At 61.8% G+C, this 22,504-nt stretch carries 24 protein-coding genes; 6 read left to right on the forward strand and 18 right to left on the reverse strand.

What is annotated here, in order from left to right; genetic code table 11:
* Positions 1 to 81 precede the first annotated feature (81 nt).
* The gene (locus VNX23_RS24535) at positions 82 to 1,704 is read left to right on the forward strand and encodes a CYTH and CHAD domain-containing protein (protein WP_325634155.1); all 1,623 of its coding nucleotides are present in this window, start codon (positions 82 to 84) and stop codon (positions 1,702 to 1,704) included.
* Between the two features lie 209 nt (positions 1,705 to 1,913).
* On the opposite strand, the gene VNX23_RS24540 is transcribed toward VNX23_RS24535, so the two are convergent.
* From VNX23_RS24540 to VNX23_RS24555, 4 genes are all read right to left on the reverse strand, one after another.
* Entirely contained in the window at positions 1,914 to 2,444 is a 531-nt protein-coding gene (locus VNX23_RS24540; RefSeq protein ID WP_325634156.1) for an NUDIX hydrolase, read from the reverse strand.
* A gap of 148 nt (positions 2,445 to 2,592) precedes the next feature.
* Positions 2,593 to 3,048 carry a cysteine rich repeat-containing protein gene (locus tag VNX23_RS24545; protein WP_325634157.1) on the reverse strand — a complete coding sequence of 152 codons (456 nt, stop codon included), beginning with the start codon at positions 3,046 to 3,048 and terminating at the stop codon, positions 2,593 to 2,595.
* 341 nt (positions 3,049 to 3,389) lie between these two features.
* Positions 3,390 to 3,992 (reverse strand): hypothetical protein, encoded by a 603-nt coding sequence (locus tag VNX23_RS24550; RefSeq protein ID WP_325634158.1) that lies wholly within the window; start codon positions 3,990 to 3,992, stop codon positions 3,390 to 3,392.
* Between the two features lie 68 nt (positions 3,993 to 4,060).
* Positions 4,061 to 4,438, reverse strand: a complete 378-nt coding sequence (locus VNX23_RS24555) for a hypothetical protein (protein WP_325634159.1) — start codon at positions 4,436 to 4,438, stop codon at positions 4,061 to 4,063.
* Between the two features lie 322 nt (positions 4,439 to 4,760).
* Between VNX23_RS24555 and VNX23_RS24560 the strand changes: the two genes are divergently transcribed.
* Entirely contained in the window at positions 4,761 to 6,212 is a 1,452-nt protein-coding gene (locus VNX23_RS24560) for a short-chain fatty acid transporter (RefSeq protein ID WP_325634160.1), read from the forward strand.
* A 62-nt stretch (positions 6,213 to 6,274) separates the two neighbouring features.
* Here the strand turns inward: VNX23_RS24560 and VNX23_RS24565 are convergent, their stop codons facing one another.
* Positions 6,275 to 7,222: a helix-turn-helix domain-containing protein gene (locus VNX23_RS24565; protein WP_325634161.1), complete on the reverse strand. Its 948-nt coding sequence runs from the start codon at positions 7,220 to 7,222 to the stop codon at positions 6,275 to 6,277.
* Between the two features lie 578 nt (positions 7,223 to 7,800).
* On the opposite strand from VNX23_RS24565, the gene VNX23_RS24570 reads away from it, so the two are divergent.
* Positions 7,801 to 8,457, forward strand: a complete 657-nt coding sequence (locus VNX23_RS24570) for an NYN domain-containing protein (protein WP_325634192.1) — start codon at positions 7,801 to 7,803, stop codon at positions 8,455 to 8,457.
* Positions 8,458 to 8,561: 104 nt separating this feature from the next.
* On the opposite strand, the gene VNX23_RS24575 is transcribed toward VNX23_RS24570, so the two are convergent.
* Positions 8,562 to 9,878 carry an acetamidase/formamidase family protein gene (locus VNX23_RS24575; RefSeq protein ID WP_325634162.1) on the reverse strand — a complete coding sequence of 439 codons (1,317 nt, stop codon included), beginning with the start codon at positions 9,876 to 9,878 and terminating at the stop codon, positions 8,562 to 8,564.
* Positions 9,879 to 10,432: 554 nt separating this feature from the next.
* On the reverse strand, positions 10,433 to 11,041 hold the full coding sequence (locus tag VNX23_RS24580) for a phosphatase PAP2 family protein (RefSeq protein ID WP_325634163.1): 609 nt from the start codon (positions 11,039 to 11,041) through the stop codon (positions 10,433 to 10,435).
* Between the two features lie 220 nt (positions 11,042 to 11,261).
* Here VNX23_RS24580 and VNX23_RS24585 point away from each other — a divergent pair, with 220 nt between their 5' ends.
* A complete protein-coding gene (locus tag VNX23_RS24585; protein ID WP_325634164.1) occupies positions 11,262 to 12,293 on the forward strand; it encodes a L,D-transpeptidase family protein in 1,032 nt (343 codons plus the stop codon).
* A gap of 164 nt (positions 12,294 to 12,457) precedes the next feature.
* On the opposite strand, the gene VNX23_RS24590 is transcribed toward VNX23_RS24585, so the two are convergent.
* Complete coding sequence (locus VNX23_RS24590; protein ID WP_325634165.1) at positions 12,458 to 12,592, reverse strand: hypothetical protein; 135 nt, start codon at positions 12,590 to 12,592, stop codon at positions 12,458 to 12,460.
* Between VNX23_RS24590 and VNX23_RS24595 the strand changes: the two genes are divergently transcribed.
* Complete coding sequence (locus VNX23_RS24595) at positions 12,584 to 13,159, forward strand: histidine phosphatase family protein (protein ID WP_325634166.1); 576 nt, start codon at positions 12,584 to 12,586, stop codon at positions 13,157 to 13,159. The two genes, VNX23_RS24590 and VNX23_RS24595, sit on opposite strands and share 9 nt — an antisense overlap.
* Before the next feature lie 144 nt (positions 13,160 to 13,303).
* Here VNX23_RS24595 and cobT read toward each other — a convergent pair whose 3' ends face one another.
* Genes cobT through cbiE form a run of 8 tightly spaced genes read right to left on the reverse strand, consistent with a single transcriptional unit; the run spans position 13,304 to position 20,316 of the window.
* A complete protein-coding gene (gene cobT / locus VNX23_RS24600; RefSeq protein WP_325634167.1) occupies positions 13,304 to 14,359 on the reverse strand; it encodes a nicotinate-nucleotide--dimethylbenzimidazole phosphoribosyltransferase in 1,056 nt (351 codons plus the stop codon).
* Between the two features lie 37 nt (positions 14,360 to 14,396).
* Entirely contained in the window at positions 14,397 to 15,143 is a 747-nt protein-coding gene (gene cobF / locus VNX23_RS24605; protein WP_325634168.1) for a precorrin-6A synthase (deacetylating), read from the reverse strand.
* A gap of 46 nt (positions 15,144 to 15,189) precedes the next feature.
* Positions 15,190 to 15,867, reverse strand: coding sequence for an energy-coupling factor ABC transporter permease (locus VNX23_RS24610; RefSeq protein ID WP_325634169.1), 678 nt, complete (start codon positions 15,865 to 15,867; stop codon positions 15,190 to 15,192).
* A gap of 19 nt (positions 15,868 to 15,886) precedes the next feature.
* Positions 15,887 to 16,681: a uroporphyrinogen-III C-methyltransferase gene (cobA, locus tag VNX23_RS24615; RefSeq protein WP_325634170.1), complete on the reverse strand. Its 795-nt coding sequence runs from the start codon at positions 16,679 to 16,681 to the stop codon at positions 15,887 to 15,889.
* Positions 16,678 to 17,988 (reverse strand): cobyrinate a,c-diamide synthase, encoded by a 1,311-nt coding sequence (locus tag VNX23_RS24620; protein ID WP_325634171.1) that lies wholly within the window; start codon positions 17,986 to 17,988, stop codon positions 16,678 to 16,680. Before VNX23_RS24620 ends, cobA begins: the two co-directional genes overlap by 4 nt.
* Positions 17,985 to 18,767 carry a precorrin-4 C(11)-methyltransferase gene (cobM, locus tag VNX23_RS24625; RefSeq protein ID WP_325634172.1) on the reverse strand — a complete coding sequence of 261 codons (783 nt, stop codon included), beginning with the start codon at positions 18,765 to 18,767 and terminating at the stop codon, positions 17,985 to 17,987. Before cobM ends, VNX23_RS24620 begins: the two co-directional genes overlap by 4 nt.
* On the reverse strand, positions 18,764 to 19,129 hold the full coding sequence (locus VNX23_RS24630) for a cobalamin biosynthesis protein (RefSeq protein ID WP_325634173.1): 366 nt from the start codon (positions 19,127 to 19,129) through the stop codon (positions 18,764 to 18,766). The genes cobM and VNX23_RS24630 overlap by 4 nt, the downstream gene beginning before the upstream one ends.
* Complete coding sequence (gene cbiE, locus VNX23_RS24635) at positions 19,126 to 20,316, reverse strand: precorrin-6y C5,15-methyltransferase (decarboxylating) subunit CbiE (RefSeq protein ID WP_325634174.1); 1,191 nt, start codon at positions 20,314 to 20,316, stop codon at positions 19,126 to 19,128. The genes VNX23_RS24630 and cbiE overlap by 4 nt, the downstream gene beginning before the upstream one ends.
* Between cbiE and VNX23_RS24640 the strand changes: the two genes are divergently transcribed.
* Positions 20,315 to 21,064, forward strand: coding sequence for a cobalt-precorrin-6A reductase (locus tag VNX23_RS24640; RefSeq protein ID WP_325634175.1), 750 nt, complete (start codon positions 20,315 to 20,317; stop codon positions 21,062 to 21,064). The genes cbiE and VNX23_RS24640 overlap by 2 nt on opposite strands.
* On the opposite strand, the gene cobJ is transcribed toward VNX23_RS24640, so the two are convergent.
* Both cobJ and VNX23_RS24650 read right to left on the reverse strand, forming a co-directional pair.
* Positions 21,040 to 21,774: a precorrin-3B C(17)-methyltransferase gene (gene cobJ / locus VNX23_RS24645; protein WP_325634176.1), complete on the reverse strand. Its 735-nt coding sequence runs from the start codon at positions 21,772 to 21,774 to the stop codon at positions 21,040 to 21,042. The two genes, VNX23_RS24640 and cobJ, sit on opposite strands and share 25 nt — an antisense overlap.
* A complete protein-coding gene (locus tag VNX23_RS24650) occupies positions 21,771 to 22,502 on the reverse strand; it encodes a precorrin-2 C(20)-methyltransferase (protein WP_325634177.1) in 732 nt (243 codons plus the stop codon). Before VNX23_RS24650 ends, cobJ begins: the two co-directional genes overlap by 4 nt.
* Positions 22,503 to 22,504: the final 2 nt, after the last annotated feature.

Genomic DNA, 22,504 nt, shown 5'->3' on the forward strand with positions numbered 1-22,504 from the left:
TGGCGTCGCCCGTTTTATGTGATATTTTTATGACGACCGTTCCTGGTCCACTAAACCTGCCAAGCAACACTCTTCATCAGTATGGTCGATACGCCAACGGAGGTTGAGCTTAAGCTTTGGGTCGCACCCGAAGATATCAATGCTGTCCTCAAAAGTCCGCGTTTTGCAGATTCCCTTCACGACCCGACCCGCGAAACGCTGGATTCCATTTATTTCGATTCCAAGGATCGGTTCCTGCGCGATCACGGATTGACCTTGCGGGTGCGACATGATGGCGAAAAGCGTGTGCAGACCATCAAGTCAGCCGACGCGGGCGTCGGCCTGTTCGAGCGGTCGGAATGGGAACAGACGATTGAGGCTGATCAACCGGATATCTCCGGTGTGAAGGACACCGCTCTCGGCCAAATTCTCACCGACGAGGTGGGCAGGGAGCTGAAACCGGTTTTTGAGACGCGGATCGAGCGCACGGCCTATCACCTCAACGGCAACGGCGCCGACATCATGTTGACGATCGACGAAGGACAAATCCTGGCGCCCGACTCTTCGCAACCGGTTTCGGAAATCGAGCTTGAACTCAGGCAAGGCCATCCGTCCGACCTTTTCAGGATCGCGCGTGACATTCTCGACATCGTACCTGCTCAACTCGAATTCAAAAGCAAACCCGAGCGCGGCTATGATCTGGCCGACAAGACCGCCTTGGGCGCCGAAACGGGGTACGATCCGGAGTTGGTTCCGGGAACGAGTGCCGGACGCGCTTTCGCGCTGATCGGGCGCGCGTGTTTGCGCCATCTCGTTGCGAACGTATCCGCCATGCTCGACCGCGACGAGATTGCGCTGCACCAGATGCGGGTCGCCCTGCGCCGGCTGCGCGCCGCCATTTCGTTGTTTTCCGCGGTGACGAGCGACGATCGACTGGAGGCGATCAAGACCGAATTGAAATGGCTTGCACAGGCATTGGGCCCGGCACGGGATCTGGACACACTGCTCTCGGAAGTCATCAAGCCTCTGCGGCAGCAGCATGCGAACGAGCCGGGATTTACCAGCATCAGCAACATGTTCACGCGCAAGCGCTTGAAGAGCTATCGGCATGCGCAGGAGGCCGTTCGGTCAGCTCGATTTCGTTCGCTTGTCCTTGATACCACCGAATGGGTCGAGGCAGGCCCCTGGACGGTCTCGGACGACCCCTTGAAACGCGCCTACCGCGAAATGCCGATCGATGCCTATGCGGCCGAACAGCTCTCGCATCGCCGCAAGCAGATCAGACGGCGGGGAAGAAGGATCGGCGAGCTGAACGCGGAGCAGCTGCACAGGCTCCGCATCCAGGTGAAAAAAGCCCGCTACGCGGTGAACTTCTTCTCCAGCGTTTACGGCGGCAAGAAGTCGGCAAAACACAGCAAGAAGATCAAGTCCGCCTTGATGCAATTGCAGAATTCGCTTGGCCGGATGAACGACATCGTCACGCACAAGGCCCTGTTTTCGGACATCATCACCAATCGCGCGAAAGGCTTGTCGGAGGAGCAAAGCCGCCACCGCGCATTTGCCGCGGGACTGATCATCGGTGATCAGCAGGCGCAGGTCCAGAAATTGCGCGACCGGGCGCGAAAGGCCTATGGGCGCTTCGACAGCGCCAAACCCTTCTGGAAATCGCCTGACCGCTTGATTGCGGCACCGCTGGAAGCGCCAGCAGCGGAACCGCCGCTCTGAGAAAGCTATCGGGAAAGTCGCGCTTGCCGCGGTTAGATCATGATGCGATTGAGTGCAATCGCAGCATGATCCCACCTCTTTATTTGAGCATGATCTCCGCGCAAACGCGGTTCCGCGTTTGTCGCGAGGGAAAACCGGTTTCCACTTTTCCGGATCATGCTTTAAACGATTGAAGGTCGCGGGCATCAGGCTATCGAGGCAGCGCTGGCTTACACACGCGTCCGCCGCGTCGGGCGCTTTCGTCGCAGTCGTGCCTTGCTCGCAGCCGACTTCACTTTCCGCGTTTGGGGCCGTCTCTCTTGAAGAACGGCATGACGCCCGACGTTGGTCAGGAAAATTTTTTCGAGCGGATGGCTGAGGCGCTTGACCGCCGCTCCCAGCGGCAGCCATTCGACGGCGGCAATGTCTTTCATCAGCTGGTAAGTCGGTCGGGATTCCGCGCGCATTAGCCAGAACTGCACGATTTTTGCCCGCCCACGCGCTTGGTAGGTCATGACACCCAGAAACTCGCCTACCTGCACCCGGAACCCGGTTTCTTCCACCACCTCGCGTCGCGCGCCGGTGACCGGCCGCTCGTCCCGTTTGAGCTTGCCGCGCGGCAGCACCCACAGCTTATCCTTGCTGCGCTGAACGACGGCCACCCTCGGCCGTGCGCCATTGCGCACCGCAATTCCCCCGACCGCGTGTATCGTCCTGCTCGCCAAACGAGTCTCGCCTTTCGTGGCGATCCACAAAACCATGCCGCCTGCAAAAGCGCAATTTGGATGAGCCTCGTTGTTGTGAACAACGCGCGCCATTACGAAAGGTCTTCGAAGCGGCGAGGCGCGAAGGTATCCTTGCGCGGTGTCGGCCGCTCAAGTTCCCAGCTCGCCTGCGGTCCTCAAGCCGCTATTTTGTCGTCGGAATCTTTTCCAATATCTTCTGGCAATCCGCGCTCGTCGTTGATTTTTTGCTCATCAGGCATTGAGCGACGTGGCCGCCCCCTTCCGGAACATCGGCGCAAAGTTTCTGGATATCGGTCCAACACGCCTCCGCGGCCTCTTCGACGAAGTCGATCGCCCGGTCGAGATTGCGAGCTGCGCTGTACAAGGCGTAATCGCACTTGGTGCTGATTTTGTCCTCATGCGCAATCATGCAATAAAGCAATCGGCCCTCGCCCGGTGTCACCGAGCTGCAATATTTGGCGAGATCATCGCTGCAGGCCGCTCGAAGTTTCTGCACGGCGCTTTCCAGGCGCTCGCCCACCTTGTCTGCGGCCGCCGTTTGCGCATGAACGTTGCCCGCCACCGTAAGCGCCAGCCACAAAAACGAACCAAGAGATGTTTTTTGAATGAATTGCCGCATCTTTCATCCTCCCACGCGTTGAGACTGATTGCCGTTGCAGACCGGACTTTCGACCCGCTTTGAGGATCGCCGGACTTGAGCGCGAGATTTGGGCATGGCGAGACTTGAGGCGGTGCGAGAATTGGGGATCGCAAGACTTTGGGATAGTGATACTTTGGATTGTGAGACTTTGGATCGTAAGACCCGGGGTCCCGAAATCTCGCAAGGTGACCGCAGCAAATTCGCCTTTCAGGTCGGGACGCCTCGCAACCATCGAGGATCGAAAGTTCAACTTGAGGCAGATCAAGCAAGACAACGCCGCCGCAACTGGTTGCAGCGGCGTTGGGAGTGCTACCTCCGTCTCATGTGGTCGAACTGGCGCGCTTGAAGGCTTCCCACGCCGCCTGGTTGGCGCGATCGAATGCGGCGCGAGATTCGGCGAGGCCAGCACTCAGAACCGTCCAGGATTCTGAACCCGCCTTGGCGAGCTTCTTGAGATTTTCCTCGGCGGCGGTTGCGTCCGCCTTCATCTTCTGGACCGCCGTATCGATCTGCCCACGTTGATTGGCGGCCAATTCCGCGGAAAAGGTCTGAAATTTCTCCGCCGATTCGCGCCAGGCCTTCATCTGCGCCGCGGCCACATCCTCGAATGCCGTCCGTTGCTGTTTCATTTGCGCGCCGTAACGTTCGACATAGTTCTTGACCTCACCTTGGAAGTTATTCCACTGGGATTCCATCCTGGCCTTCGTCTGCTGCCATGCAGCTTCACCGGCCTCGCCTTGCTTCTTCATCTCATTCAGAAAACCGTCGCGCTTGGCTCGCAGATCGACGACCATATTGTCCGCGGCCGTCTTCGAATCGGCTGCCATCTGCGCGGTTCTTCCCTCGAACGAGGCCAGGATGGCATCCATCTCGTCCAAACGTTCTTTGGCCCAGTTGATATAGAAGTGCGCGTTGCTTGCCATTGTCACCTCCTTATCGAATCAATGAATAGTTGAGCGCTTTCGATCCGGCGCCCTTGCAGTTGAAGCCCTCACCAGTAGTTATAATAGCGAGGATGGTATCCGCAGTACGTAGTGCATCCGTAATAGGCGGGCGAATAGGAATAGCTGTACGAATAGTCGTAGCTGTAGGGTGGGTATGGATATCCATAATAGTACGGCACGCCATAGTAGCCATACGCACCTCTGGCGATGGCTCCGCCGACCACGGCGCCCGCGAACAAGCCCGCTCCGAGACCCCAACCCAAGTCCCGACTTCCGCGCCAATATACCGGCGTTTCGAGATTGGCTACCATCGACTTCATCGTCGCGACATTGGTCGGGAGCGGCGTCGCAGCGGCACACTCGATCTGGCTCGCTACCAGGGCTCCCGATAATGCATATGCGACTGCTTTCCTGTAGTCGCCCATTATCAGACTCCTTCGTGATCGGTGGAGACATCCAGGCGAGTTAAAAGCTTCGCATACGTCGCTACGGGGTTGGTTGATCTAGCTCAATCGCCATTTGCGGTCTGCTCGAGACTTGCGGGGCCATGTCGTCCGAAGCGTTCGCCTCGCGCCTGCGGCAGCACGGGTCCAACGATCCAGGGGCGCGATTGCAGTGCCGCATAGGCGCGACAGTTTTACTGTTGATCTGGATCAACAAAACCATCCTGATGCAGATCAACATGAGCCAACCAGCCAGGTGGCGGAAGCCTTGAAAGCCTTGGCGGAAAGCCCGGGGAGGACTGAAATGGCCACGACGAGCACCGTTGCATCCTCCCCCAGCCCGGTACATCAGGAAGGCCTGATGGTCCGGATGGCCATCGGCTTCACGGCCTGGGCGGAGCGCTGGTTTCCCGATGCCTTTATCTTTGTCGCCATCGCGGTGGTGGTGGTTTCGCTCGCTGCACTGATCAACGGGGCTTCGCCTACAGCCGTCAGCGTGGCGTTTGGCAACGGCTTTTGGAGCTTGATCACCTTCACCATGCAGATGGCCTTCGTGGCCATCGGAGGTTATGTCGTCGCCACGTCCGCCCCCGCACAGCGGCTCATCCGCTGGCTCGCTGATTTGCCGACGACCGGCACGGGCGCGGTGGGGCTTGTCGCCATCGTCAGCATCCTGGCCTCCCTGCTCAACTGGGGGCTCAGCCTCATTCTCGGCGGCCTCCTGGTGGTAGCGCTGGCGGCGCGGCGCGAATTGCGCATGGATTACCGTGCCGCGGCGGCGGCGGCCTATCTCGGCCTTGGAGCGACCTGGGCCATGGGGCTGTCGTCGTCGGCTGCGCAGCTGCAAGCAAACTCGGCAAGCCTGCCGAAACCGCTGTTGTCCATCACCGGCGTGATCCCGTTCTCCGAGACGATTTTCCTGTGGCAATCCATCGTGATTACGGCGGTGCTGCTTGTGATTTCGGTGGTCATCGCGGTCTGGTCGGCCCCCGGTCCCAATACCGCGGTCACCGCCGAAGCGATGGGGATCGAAGCCTCGCGCGAAGACTCGATCCAGGTGGCGCCGCCGAAACAACCGGGAGAATGGCTCGAGCATTCTCCCGTTCTGACCGTCCTGCTCGTATTGCTCGCGCTTGGCTGGGTCATCAACGAATTTGCCCGCCAGGAATGGATGATCGCGATTTCCAATCTCAACACCTATAATTTCATGTTCATCATGCTCGGCCTGCTGCTGCATTGGCGGCCGAAGCGTTTTCTTACGGCAGTCATCAAGGCGGTACCTGCGACCTCGGGCGTGCTGATCCAGTTCCCGTTCTACGGCGCCATCGCCGCCATCCTGACCCAGGCGAAAAACGGCGCAGGGGTCACCGTTTCCGATCAGATCACTCATGCCTTCGTCAATATGTCGACCCAGCACCTGTTTCCGCTGGTGATCGGCATCTATTCCGCAATCCTCGGATTCTTCATTCCTTCCGGCGGCGGCAAGTGGCTGCTAGAGGCGCCCTACGTGATGCAGGCAGCCAACGATCTCAAGGTGCATCTCGGCTGGGCCGTGCAGGTCTATAACGCCGCCGAAGCGCTGCCCAATCTCATCAATCCGTTCTGGATGCTGCCGCTGCTCGGCGTGCTCGGCTTGCGCGCTCGCGACGTCGTGGGATTCACCTTCCTGCAACTACTGGTGCATCTGCCGGTCGTGCTGTTCCTGCTGTGGGCTCTGGCTTACACGCTCGAATATCATCCGCCGGTGATGCCGTAACGACAACCCGCGCCTGGTGGCCCGGTTTACACGTTCGTAGGCGCCCTTCCCGCTTGCTGCGCTCAGCCGTGGGCGGAGCGGCGTGCCGTATCCGAGGGTGACTCACCGAAGAATGTACGGTACGTCCGCGAGAAGCGCCCAAGGTGCCAAAAACCGTGGTCCAGCGCGATCGTCTTTATCAAATCCTCAGGACCTGCACGAAGGAGCGCAGTGCGCACGGACCAAAGCCGGTTGAGCATCATGAATTTCTGCAGGCTGATGCCCTTCACCGCAGTCATGGCGTTATGCAGCGTTCGGATGCTAACACCAGCCGCTGCCGCGATGTCGGCGCTGCTTCGTATGTCCGCAGCGGCATCGCTCAGGAACTCGTCGACCAAACGACATATCCGCACATATTTGCGGATGGCCAAGGCAGCCGAGATCTCCCCGGGCGCGCTCAGGAACGCATGATCGAAGCCCCCGAGCAGGCTCTGCTGCAAGCCAGACACCAGGTTTTGCCGTGACAACTGAAGCGGAGAGCACGATGCGAGATGCACGACGTCGGCTATCATCAGCCGCAGTTGCTCGAAAGCGGCGGGTCTTATCTCGTCAACCCTGGCAGCCCGATTTCGTTCGGGCCATCCACGGTCGCAGTGGTCTGTGGGGAAAATGATTGCCGCGATGGTCAGTTCACCCGGTTGGAAAATTTGGAGGGGTATCGACGATCCATGGTTCACCAATGCTGGCCGATCGAGCGGCAGGCCATTCAGTTTCAGGCCGGGCGAGTCGTTCAGCGGCAGCACGATCCCGATCCGGGTTTTCGCAAGATATACCATCGAGATGCAGGGTGGTCGTTTTATAATCGCAAGGCGAAGCTGCCCGAGTCGCAGTTCGGCCTGGAAGAAACTCAAATCTGTGACAAGCGGCAGAATCCGACGATCGACGTCGGGCAGCATGCCACTGAATTCTTCGGGATCGGAGCAGTGCACTGTCGACAGCGCAGGGGACGAGGACATTGCGTGGATATTCATCGCCCTGGGCCCTTCGCTCCAGGCAGGTCAAAAGCCGGGAGCGCCAACCGCGCGGGAACGCGCTCACCGAAGTTGGATCAATACTAAAGCGGACAATCATTGTGTCTACCGCTTCGGGGTTGCAGCAAGGCAAACTACAGTCCTGCGCCCCGTGGCATTGCCACCACGAGAGGCAAACTTCTGAAAAGCCAAAAAGGCCTTGGCTCTGCCAGAGGGTCACCCCATTTACCGAAAACGATATCCATTCTTGGAAAATCTCGTTCTTCTCTACATTCGGAAATCGTAGATCGGGTTAACATGGCCGAGGTGACGATCACGAACTGCAATGAAGCGTTGATGGCGGCATTCGTTTTCAAATGTCCGAACGCATGCTGGAACGTCCAGCATGGGCTGGACGACGACGAGGATGTTCCGGACAACGAACATGAAGTTATCAAGTGCGCAGCCTGCGCCAGGCTGCACTTCATCAATCGAAGAGCCGGCGACCTGCTGGGAGCCGAAATAGAATCTCGGTGGACGCCCAGGTCGAAACGTTCTCAACAGCTGCCGCTTGGCGAGGATTCGTTTCGGAGGACATTATGCAAAATCGAAGAGGCAAGATCGCGCTATTCATCGACGGGGCCAAACTTCATTCGACGGCGCGGGCCCTCGGCTTCGAAATCGACTTCAAAAGACTTCTCGAAGCATTCGAGGGCCGCGGAACGCTGCTTCGGGCGTTCTACTACGCGACCATCATGGAAGATCAGGAATATTGCTCCGTTCGGCCGCTGGTCGATTGGCTTGATTACAATGGTTATACGGTGGTTACCAAGCCAACCAAAGAGTTCACCGACGATACCGGACGACGCAAGATCAAGGGCAACATCGAGGTCGAGCTTACGGTTGGCGCGCTGGATATTGCCGAGCACGTGGACGAGATCGTGCTCTTCTCGGGTGATGGCAACTTCCGCTCGCTAGTGGCGGCACTGCAGCGCCGGGGAACCAAGATCACGATCGTTTCGTCGATCATGAGCGTACCGCCGATGGTAGCGGATGAACTCCGTCGCCAGGCTGACGAATTTATCGATCTCGCAGACCTGCAAACAAGGCTCGGTCGATCGCCTTCTGCGGCGCGGCCCACGAAGCAGCAGCAGCATCCCGCCACGCTGTTCCAGAGACGGCGGGCTACAAGCCAGCGGGACGAGACGGACAAGCTGGCTGTCGCAATCGACGGGGCTGATCACCGAAATGCCTGAGTTCGTGAGGTTGGGAGCCGCGACGTGTCGCCGTATCCATGCCGTTTAGAGGTTCGCTATGCCACCGGCGATCTGCACATTGCCGTCGAGGGGCGCGTGGTGCCCTAGCGCTTGACCCACAGGCTCTTGGGCACGACGCAATGCACGCCCTTTTCCGGCGCATCCATCTCGCCGACCCGGCAATCCATCGTCATGCTGGCGAGCGAATAGGCGTCAAGGCGGGACAGCGACTTCTGCTTTTGCAGAAGCTCGATCATGTTCCATGAGGCCGTGTCCATCGCCTTGTTCATGTCGCCGTTGGCGGCGTAGGTCACCAGATATTCCGCCGTCTCGGCGGTCGGCAATTGCGCGGCGAGCGTTTTGCCCTGGTCTTTCGAGTTGATGCAGTGGACGCCCTTCTTGATGTCCACGACCTGCGTCACGCGGCAATCGGACGTCTTCGAAACAAGCGCGGCCGCCTGTTCGGCAGAGACGTTGCGTTGCTCGGCAAGCAGTTTGGCCGTCTCGGATCTCGCGTTTGCAAGCGCCTTGGTGAGGTCCTCATCGAATCCCATCGTGATCCATTCGCTCGGAGTCTCGATCCGTGGCCATTGCAGTCTGGTCGTCTTGTCGACCGTGATGGTCAGCACGATCTCCTGGAAAGCAGTCTCCAGGGCCGTGAGGTTGATTTCGCCGTTTCCCTGGGCCGCGTGCGAATCCCCGGTCCACACCAGCGCGCCGCGGACGAACACGGGCACGTGCAATGTCGTGCCCTCGACGAGGTCGCGGTTGTCGAGGTTGCCGGCAAAGGGTCCTGGCGGAACGGCGTTGTAGCGCCCGGGCTCCGCGCGAGCCACGCCGAGCGTTCCCGGAAACGGCCTCAGCGGGATCTCAATACCCGGCGCGAATTCGGCGACCTTGCGATCGGCATCGAGGTAGAAATACTTCACCTGTCCTTCGGGGAAATCTTTCGGAAATTCGCCGAACATGCCGGGAATGTTGAAGTTTGCGGCCCAGGAGCGCGGAACTATTTTCTGAATTTTTATCCGCAAGATGTCGCCCGGCTCGGCGCCGTTGACGAAGATCGGTCCCGTCAGCGACATGGGGCCGCGACCCGGCCAATCCGTGCGCAGTTTCTTCAATTCCTCGATCGTGGCGCCGGGCCAGAGCCGGCCGTGGGAGTGCGACATGGTTTCAACGACGACGGTGTCGCCGGAGTCGATCACCAGGCGCGGCAACTCGGCGTTGTCGAACCATCCCCATTGGGTGGTTTCGAGCGTTGCGGGCAGGACGAACACGCGGCCGGGATATTTGGAGGCGGGCACCGCCATCAATTTTTGCGCGCCGGAAATCGCCGACGGCGGTTGCTGTGCCAACAAGACGCTGCCACTGAGCGTGACGATCAAGACAGCCAGGGCCAGAACGCGCTTGAATTGCTGCATTGCTTCTCCCCCGACCGACGCCGCGACCATTGTAAACAAACAATTCACTCCCAACGTCTGCAGATGTAAATGCCTACGTGCAGCAAAAACCCGCAACTTGAACGAGAAGCGATCAACCAAACGGTGCACAGGAAAAGGAAGCCGGTATGTGGTGCCAGAATTGGGCGGCTGAGACTACCTCGAAAATGCTTTTACGAATCTGTATCGCCGCACGATGATCCAGGCCCATCCCTTCGCAAACCAGTGAAGTTTCAAGAGCCTCGGTTTGACGACAAGGAAAATCCGTTCGACTAGCACAAGGCTTGCCGCATAAGCGGCCGTAATCATAGCCGTGCCCGTAAGCCAATGCCCCTCGCCGATCAGGGCGACCGCAACAAGTTTTGAAGGCTCGACCAAACACAGGGGCAGAGCCAAAAGCGCAAGCGATTGATACGGGCCGAACTCCTCGATCGAGTGGCGAAGCCTCCCTAGTGCTTGCTGAATTCTGGCCGGGCTCAAGGCGATATCTCTTGGTCGCAAATAGCCCCATGACGAAGAAACTTCAGGCGGCCGGCTCAGTTCCACGGAAGCTGCGCGCGCCTCGGGCTTCCCTCGAACTGGGCGTCGGGGGGCGTCTTCGGATAGCCGGTCCATGGCCGCACCAACCGCTCGAGGGCGATCCCGATCAAAAAGCCGACGACGACATCGCTCGCCCAATGCGCCAGGATGAAGACACGCGTGAGCGACAGAGCGATTGCGAAGCCGCGAGCCGTCGCCCGCGAAGGCTGCGGCCATGCGCCCGCGGCGGAAGCCAGCGCACCCATGTGTAGCGCGTGACCGGACGGAAAAGCGTCATTGGGCTTTCCCGAGCGAGGAATGCCGCGCAAGTGGCCCAGCACTGTCAGGCGGTCCGGTCGGGTCTGATCGAACATCAACTTGAGAACATGCGGAAGGAGCGAGGCGGTCGCCGTCACCAGCAACAAATGATTGCCGGCGCGCCGAAGCGATTCGGGTTCCCTCCGCGTGACGAGCCAACCGACGGCCGCCATTGCGAGCAGCAGCTTCTCGTCGGCCCCCCACGTGACCGCGCGCGCGACCTCCTCGGGGACAGGGCGTGCCTTTCGCGCGATCGCAGCCGCGATTGCGACGTCGATCTCGTTCGGTTTGACGGTTATAAGCGCCATGACGAAGCAGGTACCAGGCTGGTTCCGTAATCAACGCGCCGCGGTGGAGCGAGTTTCACGATTCCGTCTCGACAGAAAACGGTTCACGCCGGCGGCTGCAGACCTGGCAACCGAAGACTCAAGCATGCTCTATTCGCGGACATCCGAGCGCCCACCACCGGCGGGAACGAACGCTGACCGCGTTTGTTACCTCATATGCAGCTTTGCGGGAGGTGCGTCGATGGAATTGCGGGCGCCTGCGAGCGCCAAACGTCGGATCAGCGTGCCGACGCGCGTGTGGCTCGGCTTTTTCATCGCCTTGGCGGCAACTCCGGCCGCCAGCGCTGAACTGACGCCCGCGGTTGTCAATTCCGCCGAGCCTTCGGGAAAATCGCTTTCGGCCGAGAAACCGAGTCCTCTCGGCGTTCGGCTGCAGGTGCTGCTGGGCCGTGCACACTTCTCCCCGGGTGAGATCGACGGCAAATTCGGCGAAAACGCCAAGAAGGCGCTGCGTGCATACGCCGAGGCGCAACAGCTGCCAGGCACGAGCGATCTCACCGGAGAGCTCTGGAAAAAACTCGAAACCGACAACGCGGCTGTGCTTACGACTTACACGATCACCGAAAAGGACGTCAGGGGACCTTTCCTGCACAAGCTGCCGCAGAAGATGGAAGCCATGAAGGACATTCCGAGGCTGAGCTACACCAGCCCCCGCGAAGGTCTGGCCGAGAAATTTCACATGAGCGAGCAGCTGCTCGCTGCGCTCAATCCCCTCCAGCGTTTCGACCGCGCCGGCGACACCATCATCGTCGTCGATACAGGCGACCAGAACACGGCAAATTCCACGAAAGCGGCCAGGGTCGAGGTCGACAAGAACCGGCAGACGGTAAAGCTGTTTGATCGGTCGAACGCCCTGATCGGGTTCTACCCGGCGACCGTCGGTAGCGAAGAAAAGCCATCGCCCACCGGCACTCTGAAGGTGACCGCGATCGAGCACAATCCAACATATCGGTACGATCCCAAATACCACTTCAAGGGGATTCACTCGAACAAGCCTTTCACGATCAAGCCCGGGCCGAACAATCCGGTCGGCACGGTGTGGATCAACCTCTCCGCTGAAGGCTACGGCATCCACGGCACGCCTGATCCCGGCAAGGTGTCCAAGGCTCAATCGCACGGATGCGTGCGTCTCACTAATTGGGACGCCGAACGCGTCGCGAAAGAGGTCTCGAAGGGGACCACTGTCGATTTCGTCGACGATATGCGATCATAACGATCGTTGCAGCGACGAGCGGGCGGCCCGCTCGAAATAGAGGTCCGCCGTGCCGCCGGCTGCGGCAGCAAATCCGCGACCAAGACGGACAAGGCTTCCCCCCGTTTTCGAAAAGATTGGTGACGAAGGAGTTAGCCCAGCCGGCTTACAATGGTAGATGCTTGCTAGCGGCAGAAACGGGCCGGCCTGAACACCAGATAGCGGTCGGCCGGAGAATCGTCGGAAATAAGATGGAAGGGGAAAGCTTTCTTTGGCTGGTCCGGCACGCGGCCGTCGCCGGGGTCGATGGAATGATCCATTCCGCAAACGCTCCGGCCGAGCTGAGCGATCGGGCGCATCTGGATGCCGTGCGAAGGCATCTGCCTTCCGAAGCTGCAAGCTACGCCAGCCCGGCACGACGGACGATCGAGACGGCGCGGGCGCTTGGGCTCGATCCGGTCCTGATGGCTGAATTCGCCGAGCAGGATTTTGGCGCATGGACCGGCCACCGTCACGACGATCTTGCTGCCGGCGGCGAAGAAGGCTACGCGCAGTTCTGGCAAGATCCCGCTCGATCGAGACCACCCGGCGGCGAAAGCTTCGAAGACCAGGTGGCCAGGACCAGGCTGGGGCTTCTGAAATTGGAGCCCGGTCCGTCAATACTCGTGGTCCACTCCGGAACGATCCGCGCTGCGCTCTGCATCGCGCTCGATATCGACGTCGAAGCGGCCTTGCGTTTTTTGGTCCAGCCGTTGTCGATTACCCGGATTGATCGCCTGCGGAACGGATGGCGGGTGGTGTCGGTCAATCAAAGCGTTCGCAATCTCCCCGAGATTGCGTTGCGCGAAGAACGTCCAGAAACTAAAGGAGGCCCTGGCGAACGATGACGGCAGGCCTGCTGCCACGATCTGTCGCAACGGCGCAGACCATTAGAGCATGATCCGGAAAAGTGGAAACCGGTTTTCCGAAAAGATCATGCTCAAACAAAGAGATGAGATCATGATGCGATTTCCACTTAATCGCATCATGATCTAGTTGGCGCGTGGAACGTTCGCCTGTGCGAAGGTCGCCATTTCATTGTGCAGCGCGCATGCGAGGCGCAGCAGCGGCAATGCAACCGCGGCTCCCGATCCCTCGCCGAGCCTGAGGTCGAGATCGATGAGCGGCGGAATGTCCAGTGCGCGGAGCACCAGCCGATGCCCCCGCTCCGCCGATTGATGCGAGGCCAGGAGAAATGGACGACATGAGGGGTTGAGACGCACTGCCGCCAGCGCCGCAACGGAGACGATGAAACCGTCGAGCAGGACCGGCAAACGAAGCTGAGCGGCCGCGATGATCGCACCGCAAATGGCAGCGATTTCGAGACCGCCGACCGCGCACAACACATCCTCGGCAGAAACGCCGCCCCTCGTAAGCCCGTGCCGCGCGAGAGCCTGGTCGATCACGCTCACCTTGCGTGCGCGGCCGGCCGCATCGACGCCCGTCCCGCTGCCGGCGATCGCTTCGGCGCTGATCCCAAGCAGGGCGGCTGCGACCGCCGCCGAGCTCGTGGTATTGCCGATGCCCATCTCGCCAAGGATCAGGAGATCGGGCGCCTCTCCGGCAGCCCGCAACACCGCGCGCTTTCCGCATTCCAATGCGAACGCTACTTCGACGGTCTCCAGCGCCGCTTCGGTGCTGAAGTCGCGGCTGCCGCTGCGCGGTTTGTCTGTCACGATTCCAGGCACTGGCGACTGCGCGAGCGTGCCCGCGTCGACGACCTCCAGTCTTGAACCCAATTCGCGCGCAAGGACCGAAATGGCGGCACCACCGGAGGCGAAATTCGACATCATGGCGATCGTGACTTCCTGAGGATAGGCCGAGACGCCCTGGGCGACGACGCCGTGATCGCCGGCGAAGATGATGATGGGCACGCGCATCGCGCGCGGCCGCTCCGTCTCCTGCAGGCCAGCGAGTTCAATGGCGAGTTGCTCGAGTCGTCCCAGCGAGCCGGCCGGTTTGGTAAGCTGAGCCTGCCGAGCCAGGGCCGCATCGCGATGAATGGCCGAGACGCCCGGGCACGGTTGGTAGACCCACTTGGCTAGCATGTTGTCCTGCCTTGAATGAACTGTTCGCCGATGATCGCTATCTGCGCCTGAGAATGTAGCTGTCCATGATCCAGCCGTGCCGTTGTCGCGCTTGCGCTCGCGCGGCGACGATACGTGGCCCGACTTCGGCCAGCTCGCCCGAGATGAGGATTTCGTCGGGCATGCCGAGGTAGGCGCCCCACCAGACGTGCAGTCCCTCCGGCTCGAGGGATTGGAACGCACCCCCGCGGTCCAGCATGACCACCACCGTGTTCACGCCGGACGGCCAGCCACGCTCGCGCAGCTGGCGTCCCGTCGTGACCAGAAAAGGCTCGCCGATGTCATTGGCCGGCAGCGCATGGGCTGCGCAAAGCGCCTGGATCGACGTGACACCCGGGACCACCTCAATGCGTGGCGGCGGCTCAAGCCGTGCCGCGATCCGCAGACTGGAGTCATATAAGGAGGGATCGCCCCAGATCAGAAGCGCCGCGCGCCCTTGACCGCCGAGATGGGCTGCGATTTCCCGCGACCAGGTCTCGGCGACGGCGTCATGCCATTCGTCCACGCCCCTGCGGTAATCCTCCTCACCGGCGTCACGCGCCGGCAGATCAAACTCGACGACGCGCGTCTTGTCGTTCGTCAGCACGTTCGCGCAAATCCCGCGCCGCAAGTCGGCAAGATCGGACTTCTCCTTCCCCTTCCTTGGAACGAGAATGAGATCGGCCTTGTTGATCGCGCGGATCGCGGCAAGTGTGAGCTGCTCGGGATCACCGCAACCGATACCAATCAAAGAGAGAGTTAGCATGGCGCGAAGGTGGAAGGCGGTCGTACCGTCCGACCGCCTTCGTCATTCACGCGGCATGGTGCAAACGGCGGGTGACCCATCCGTCTGCCGTGACGCCGCGCAGCGATTTTGCCAGCGCCAGCACCGCCAGATCGGCCAGCGGCTCGATCACGATGACGAGCGCGTAGGATGCGGCGAAGGTGACAATATTGGCGAGGTTGGCCGCGCCAAACCCCGCGCCGTAAAGTGCCCAGAATGCAACCCACGCGACGATTCCGGACTGATACGCCGTCGACAGCGCGAGCGCCTGGCGATACTTGAGGTCGACATAGGCGGTCTTGGGGGGAATGATGCGCGCCGCGAGCGAGCGAATCGCGAACAAGGGCACCAATAGCGTGGTCACGTTCATGCCGTATTGCGGCAAGTCGGCCGGCACGAAGAACAGCCCCTGAAACAGAAGACCGAGCGCCAGTCCGAACGCGGCGGGCGCGGCGCCCAAAATCAGGAACAATGTCGAGCCGAGAATGAAATGCACCTCCGAGACACCGACCCGAAAGTGCGGCAGCAGCTCGAAGAAGGAGAACACCAGGGCCGTGGCTGCGACGCTACGTACGGCAAACGAGACGACCCCCTGCTCGCGCACGCTATCCACGGCAAGCTTCAATGCGCAGGCGCCGGCCGCCGCACCCGTGGCATAGCTCAGGACGATCTTGGCGCCCGCAACGATTCCCGGTTCGATATGCATGGTCTATTCCCTTATGCCGTCACTCCGGACGGCGCTGGCGTTGCAGATTGCAATCCGGCTTGCCGGCTTGCGGTGCGAAAAAGTGGCAGGGACCAAGGGGCGCCAGTGCGCCGAAAAGAATCACGGCGGCCGTCGTCGCGTCGGTATCCTGACTTAGCCGTTCGGCGAGTCCTGCGACGGTGGAGCGGACCAGCCGCTCTTGGGCATGGCCGAGCGACTCTGCAAATAGTGCCGGCGTGTCCGGGCTCATGCCGTGCTCGATCAGTTTTGCTGCAAGACGCGGAAAAGTTCGCCTTCCCATGTAAACCACGGTGGTCGATTCCGGGTCGGCAAGCGCACCCCAGTTGAGATTTGCAGGCAACAGGCCGCTGGTATCGGCACCGGTCACGAACTGGATCCGGCGCGAGGTATGCCGGCGCGAGAGCGGAATGCCGGCTTGCGCTGCCGCCGCGCATGCGGAGGTGACGCCAGGAACGACCTCGTAGCCGATACCGGCCGCGCGCAGCATTTCGATCTCCTCTTCCAGCCGACCAAAAATGCCTGCATCGCCTGATTTCAGGCGCACCACGCGCGCACCGGTTGCGGCATAGTCGACGAGCAGTCGATTGACATGCTGCTGCCTGGTCGACTGGCGTCCCGCACGCTTGCCGACCGCCACCAGGTTGGCCTGCTCGCTTGCATGATCCAGGATTGCGCCTGAGGCAAGGTCGTCATACAGCACGACGTCGGCCGCGCGCAGACGCGACACCGCCTTCAGCGTCAACAGCTCTGGATCTCCCGGACCGGCCGAGACAAAGGAGACGAAGCCGCTCACCTGTCCTCCGCGATGAGGTGGAAGAATGTACCAGTGACATGACCGCGGCGCGAGCCGGTCTCGGCAATCACGGCGCCTGCCGCGTCGCGCACGACCGCCAAGGGCGTATCCGGCTGCGAAACAATGGTCGAATAATGAAATTCGTGGCCGCGCAGGCGTGCGCCCGCCTCATGTCCGGGTATTGGCGCAGCCAGCTCGGCAATCCGGTAACCAAGATGCATGCGGCGCTTGGCAAAGCTCGTTTCGAGCCCGAGCAATCCCGCCATCTCGTGGCGCGTGCCGTCGGCGTCGGTCAGCGCGCCGCCGAGCACCATGTAGCCCCCGCACTCTCCGTGCACCGGCCGTGTTTGGGCAAAAGAGCTCAGCGCGCGTTGAAACCGCCGGTTTTCCGCAAGACGGCCGGCATGCAATTCCGGATAGCCCCCCGGAAGCCAGCATACATCCGCGCCGGCATCGGGAATCTCGTCGGCGAGCGGGGAGAACGTCGCGATCTCGGCTCCGGCCGCGCGCCAGGCCTCGAGCATATGCGGATACATGAAGGAGAAGGCGGCATCCCGCGCCAGTGCGATCCGCTGACCGGGCGGTCTGACCTTTTGACCTCGTACAACCGGTTGCGGTGACCAGACGGTTGCCGATTGCAGCACCGCATCGAGATCGACATGGCCGCCGATAAAGCGCGCGGCTTCGGCGATCAGGGCGCCAACCTGTTCATGTTCCTCGGCCTGCACCAGACCGAGGTGCCGCTTCGGCAAGGCGATCGCGGCGTTGCGAGGCAAAGCGCCGAACACAGCTATGCCGACGTCGGCGAGCGCGCGGCGCACGAGATCCTCATGCCGCGCGCTTGCAAGGCGGTTGAGAACCACGCCAGAAAGGCGCACGCCGGCGCGAAAATCGCGCAGTCCAGCAGCGACGGCCGCGGCGGTTTGCGCCTGCCCGGAAGGATCTATCACGAGCAGGACCGGCCATCCCATCATTTCGGCAATATCGGCGGTGGCGCCGGTGCCGGAGACGCCCGGCGTGGCAACGCCGTCAAACAGGCCCATCGAGCCCTCGGCCAGCACAAGATCAGCGTCCGCGCCGCGCGAGGTGAGATGCCAAATGGTCTCGCGATCCATCGCCCAACTGTCGACATTGACCGAGGGGCGGCCCGTCGCGGCTGCGTGAAACGCGGGATCGATATAATCGGGACCACTCTTCAAGCACTGCACCTTGAGGGCGCGATCGCGAAAAGCGCGCGCGAGTGCCAGCGTCAGCGTTGTCTTGCCTGCGCCCGAGGCGGGCGCCGAAATGACAAGTGCCTGCGTCATAGGGCCTCCGGGAAGCGCGGCGTCGGTCCTCGCGGACGATAGCGGCGGTCATAGTCGGCCGCATACAGGCGGCTTTCGGCAAAATCCTCCGAACCGAGTGTCCTGCCGACGAGCACAAGCGCCGTGCGTTCGAGCTCGGGGCCGACGGCAGCATCGAGTGTACCGAGCGTGGCGCGAATGATCCGTTGCTCCGGCCAGCTTGCGCGCCAGACGATCGCCACGGGGCAATCTGCGCCATAGTGCGGCGTGAGCTCTGCAATCAGCCTGTCGAGCATGTGCACCGAGAGATGGATCGCAAGCACCGCGCCGGTTGCGGCAAAGGCGGCGAGGCTTTCGTCTTTCGGCATCGCGCTCGCCCGCCCCGAAGTTCGTGTCAGCACGACGGATTGCGCAACTCCCGGCAGCGTGAGTTCCGCCTCGAGCGCGGCGGCAGCGGCCGAAAAGGCCGGCACGCCGGGAGTGATGGTGTAGGGAATTTCAAGCGCACGCAGACGGCGCAATTGCTCGCCCATCGCCGACCAGATCGATAGATCGCCCGAATGCAGCCGCGCAACATCCTTGCCCTGGGCATGCGCGATGACGATCTCCGACATGATCTCGTCGAGCGATAGTGGTGCGGTATCGATGATGCGGGCCCCTCGCGGGCAATGCGCGAGAACGCCCTGCGGCACCAGCGAGCCGGCATAGAGACATACGGGACAGGCGGCGATGATGTCGCGCCCGCGCAGTGTAAGCAGGTCGGCAGCGCCTGGTCCGGCGCCGATGAAGTGCACCGTCATTCGCCATCTCCTTCGGCAATTGCCGCAGTAGCCGTGCGATCCTGCGAAACGGTTCGGCAGGAAACGAGACGCGCACGAGCACCCGCCGCCGCAAGTGCTGCGGCCTCGGCGACGGAGCCCACGCCGAATCTCGCCTGGACGAGATCGGATTGTGTCTGGGTTTCGATGCCGGCCAAAACGGCCGCCGGAATGGCCTTGATCGGCAGATTGAGCTCTCGCGCCAGCAACCGCAGCACCGGCGTTTGCGATTTGTCGCTGACGGTTGCCACCGCCGCAAGACCTTCGGCGCCGGCAGCAACAAGCGCTTCGCGCAGCGAAGCCAGTGTGACGTCTCGCTTGAATCCCAGCCCTGCGACCCTCATTTCACCGCACTCCATTGCACGACCGACCGCTCCATCTCCCATGAGCGATATCGGCCGAGCTTGCCCGCATGCGCGATTTCGAGGCGCATGAGTTCGCCGCCGTGAAGCCGATGCAGCTCCGACAGGAGTGCGTCGGTCTCAAGCGTTACAGCATGCGCAACCAGCCGTGCGCCCACCTCCAGCAGCGGCCAAAGGCCATCGAACATCGCAAGATCAAGCCCTCCGCCGATGAAGACGGCTTGCGGCGTCTTGAGGTCGCCCAGCACTCCGGGCGCGGTCCCCTCGACGACCGCAATCCGGTTGGCGAGGCCGAACGCCGTGGCATTCTTGCGGATATTTTCGGCGCGATCCTTGCGGGCTTCGATCGCGATCGCACTTCCTCCGCACAGCGCCCATTCGACGGAGATCGAGCCGGATCCCGCGCCGATGTCCCACAAACGTTCGCCTGGCCTTGGCGCAAGCGCAGAGAGCGCCAGTGCGCGCATCGGCCGCCTGGTGATCTGGCCATCATGCACGAAAAGCGAATCCGCATGGCCCGAGCTGCGCGGCAGCCCGCCAAAACCCTTCGCTTCCAATGCGATGGCCAAGAGGTCCGCGGCTGGATCGCCGTCGTAGCTGTCGGCGCGATGCTGCGTGATGGATTCGCGTTTCCCTCCAAGCGCAGCAAGGGTCCAGAGCTGCGAATGGCCCCACCCCTGGGCCGTCAGCCATTTGGCGAGAGCGACACCAGCTTCGCCGTCGCGCAGGAGACAAATGATCCGCTCACCGTGAGCTAGATGCGGCAGAAGACACGCGAACGGGGCGGCATGCAGCCCAAGACAGATCACGGACTCCAGTCGCCATCCCAGGCGCGCCGCGGCAAGCGAGAATGTCGAGGGCGCAGGATGGGCGATCCATTCGCTCCTGTTCAGCTGCTCTGCGAGAACCGCGCCGACGCCGTGCCAGAACGGATCACCCGAGGCGAGTACCGCGGTCGGACGGCCGCGGCAGGAAAGGACGCAATCCGTCTGGAATGGCGCCGGCCAGCAGCGGCCGCGGTCGCCGATGCTCGCGAGCGCCAGATGCCGCTCGCCGCCAAAGACCGTCTCGGCCCTGGCGAGCGCCTTTCGGCTTGCGTCCGAGAGGCCCGAAAGGCCATCTTCGCCGATACCGATGATGGTCAGCCAGGGATCAGAAGGATCACGCATGACACGCGCCCTCATACTGGGCGGAACGAGCGATGCTCGCTTGCTTGCTGATGCGGTTGCGCACGCAGGATTTGAAGCGACCTATTCCTATGGAGGACGCACGCGCGCGCCTGCGACACAACCGCTGCCGACGAGGTCCGGCGGTTTTGGCGGCGCAAGCGGCTTGGCTGAATACATTCGTCGGGAAAAAATCACGCATGTGATCGACGCAACCCATCCCTTCGCGGCCGAAATGAGTCGCAACGCGGTTGCGGCCTGCGCAACAACCGGCGCGCGGCTGATCGCGCTTGAGCGCGCGCCTTGGGCCAAGGCACCCGGTGACAAATGGATCGAGGTAGCCGATCTCGCCTCGGCCGTGACGGCGTTGCCCCTGACGCGCACTCGTGTTTTCCTTGCGATCGGCCGGCAGCATATTGCGGCGTTCGGCGCCAAACCGCAGCACGCCTACACGCTGAGATTTGTCGATCCTCCGGGTGAGCCATTGCCGTTTCCCGATGCGGACGTCATTGTGTCGCGCGGGCCATTCGCGTTCGAGAGCGAGTTGGACATGATGCGCTCGCGCCGAATCGAATGGATCGTCGCCCGCAACTCCGGCGGAGAAGGCGCGCGAGCCAAGATCGATGCGGCGCGCGAACTCGGACTTCCCGTGGTCATGCTGAAGCGGCCCGAACTCCCCGACAGGCCGCGGGTGGAAAGCGTCGCCGAGGTGATGCAATGGCTTGGTCATCGGGCATGCCTCGGTGCATAGACCCACTGACCGATGCGGCGGGTTGCCGAGCTGCCGACGATGACAAGCGTCCTCATATCGGCCATCTCCGGTCGCGCTTCCCGCAGCATCACCGTTTCGATCTTCTCCTCGGCCGTCGTGAGCGCGCGCGCAAAGATCACGATGCGGTCGCCGCAGCCTGCTTCGCTTAAAATATTGAGCGCGCGGGCAAAGCCTTCGGGTCGGCTTGCCGAGCGCGGATTGTACATGGCGATCGCGAAATCGGCCTCGGCGGCAAGCCGCAGGCGTCTTTCGATCGTTGGCCACGGCTTCAGATTGTCGGACAGATTGATCGCGCAAAAATCATGCCCGAGCGGCGCACCGACGCGGGCGGCAGCGGCCAGCATCGCGGTCACGCCAGGCAGAACCCGGATGGGAAGTCCCTGCCACTGTGGTGAGTCCTCGAGTGCTTCGAACACGGCGGAGGCCATGGCGAACACGCCGGGATCACCGGATGAAACCACGACGACATGGCGCCCTTCGGAGGCAAGCCGCAAGGCCTCGCCGGCACGCTTGAGCTCCATGCGATTGTCGGACGGATGCAGCGCAAGTCCTGTGCGCCGGCGCACGCGCGCGACATAGGGCGCATAGCCCACTATGTCGGTTGCGGCAGCGAGCGCGGCAGAGACCTCCGGCGTGACCATCGCCTCGTCGCCCGGCCCAATTCCGGCAATCGTCAGCGTGCCCGTCATTCAGCGCACTCCATGCGCCGTCCACGGCCGTGGACCAGCACGATCGCAAAGTAAGGACAGTCGGCCTCGTGAACATCCATCAGTCGGGCGACGCGTTCGCCCGGCATGGTGCCGCGCTCGACCAGCCACGCGTCGGCGAGACGATCGGCAGAGACGAGCGCCCGACGGACCTTTTGCAGATTGCGCCCGGTCTTCATGATGACGAGTGCATCGGAATTGCGCATCCGCCGCTCCAGCTCGTCCTCCGCGAGCGTACCCATCAGTACCGTCGTAACGTCGTCGCCAAGCGCGATCGGCTGGCCGACCGAATTCCAGCAACCGGCCATTCCCGGAATGCCGGCGATCACCTCGATCGCAACGCGCCCCTGCAAGCGCGCGTGCAGGTGCATGAAGGACCCGTAGAAGTATGGATCGCCCTCGCAGAGCACGACCACCTTGGCGACGCTCGCAAGCCGCGCCAGACGCTCGGCACATTCGTCGTAGAAGTCGGCGAGCAGGCGAACATATTCCGCGCTGCCAAAGGAAATCTCGGTTGTGACCGGATATTCCATCGGATATTCGCAGACGTCTTCGGCCAGCAACCCTTCGACAATGCGTCGCGCCTGGCCGGGGTGTCCTTTCTTTCGAAAATAGGCGACATGTTTTGCCGCGCGCACCTCGCGATCGGCACGCACGCTCATCAACTCCGGATCACCCGGCCCAAGGCCGCAGCAGATGATGGCGCCCATCT

It is taken from the genome of Bradyrhizobium sp., assembly GCF_035570375.1.
In the GTDB taxonomy this organism is placed as follows: Bacteria; Pseudomonadota; Alphaproteobacteria; order Rhizobiales; family Xanthobacteraceae; genus Bradyrhizobium.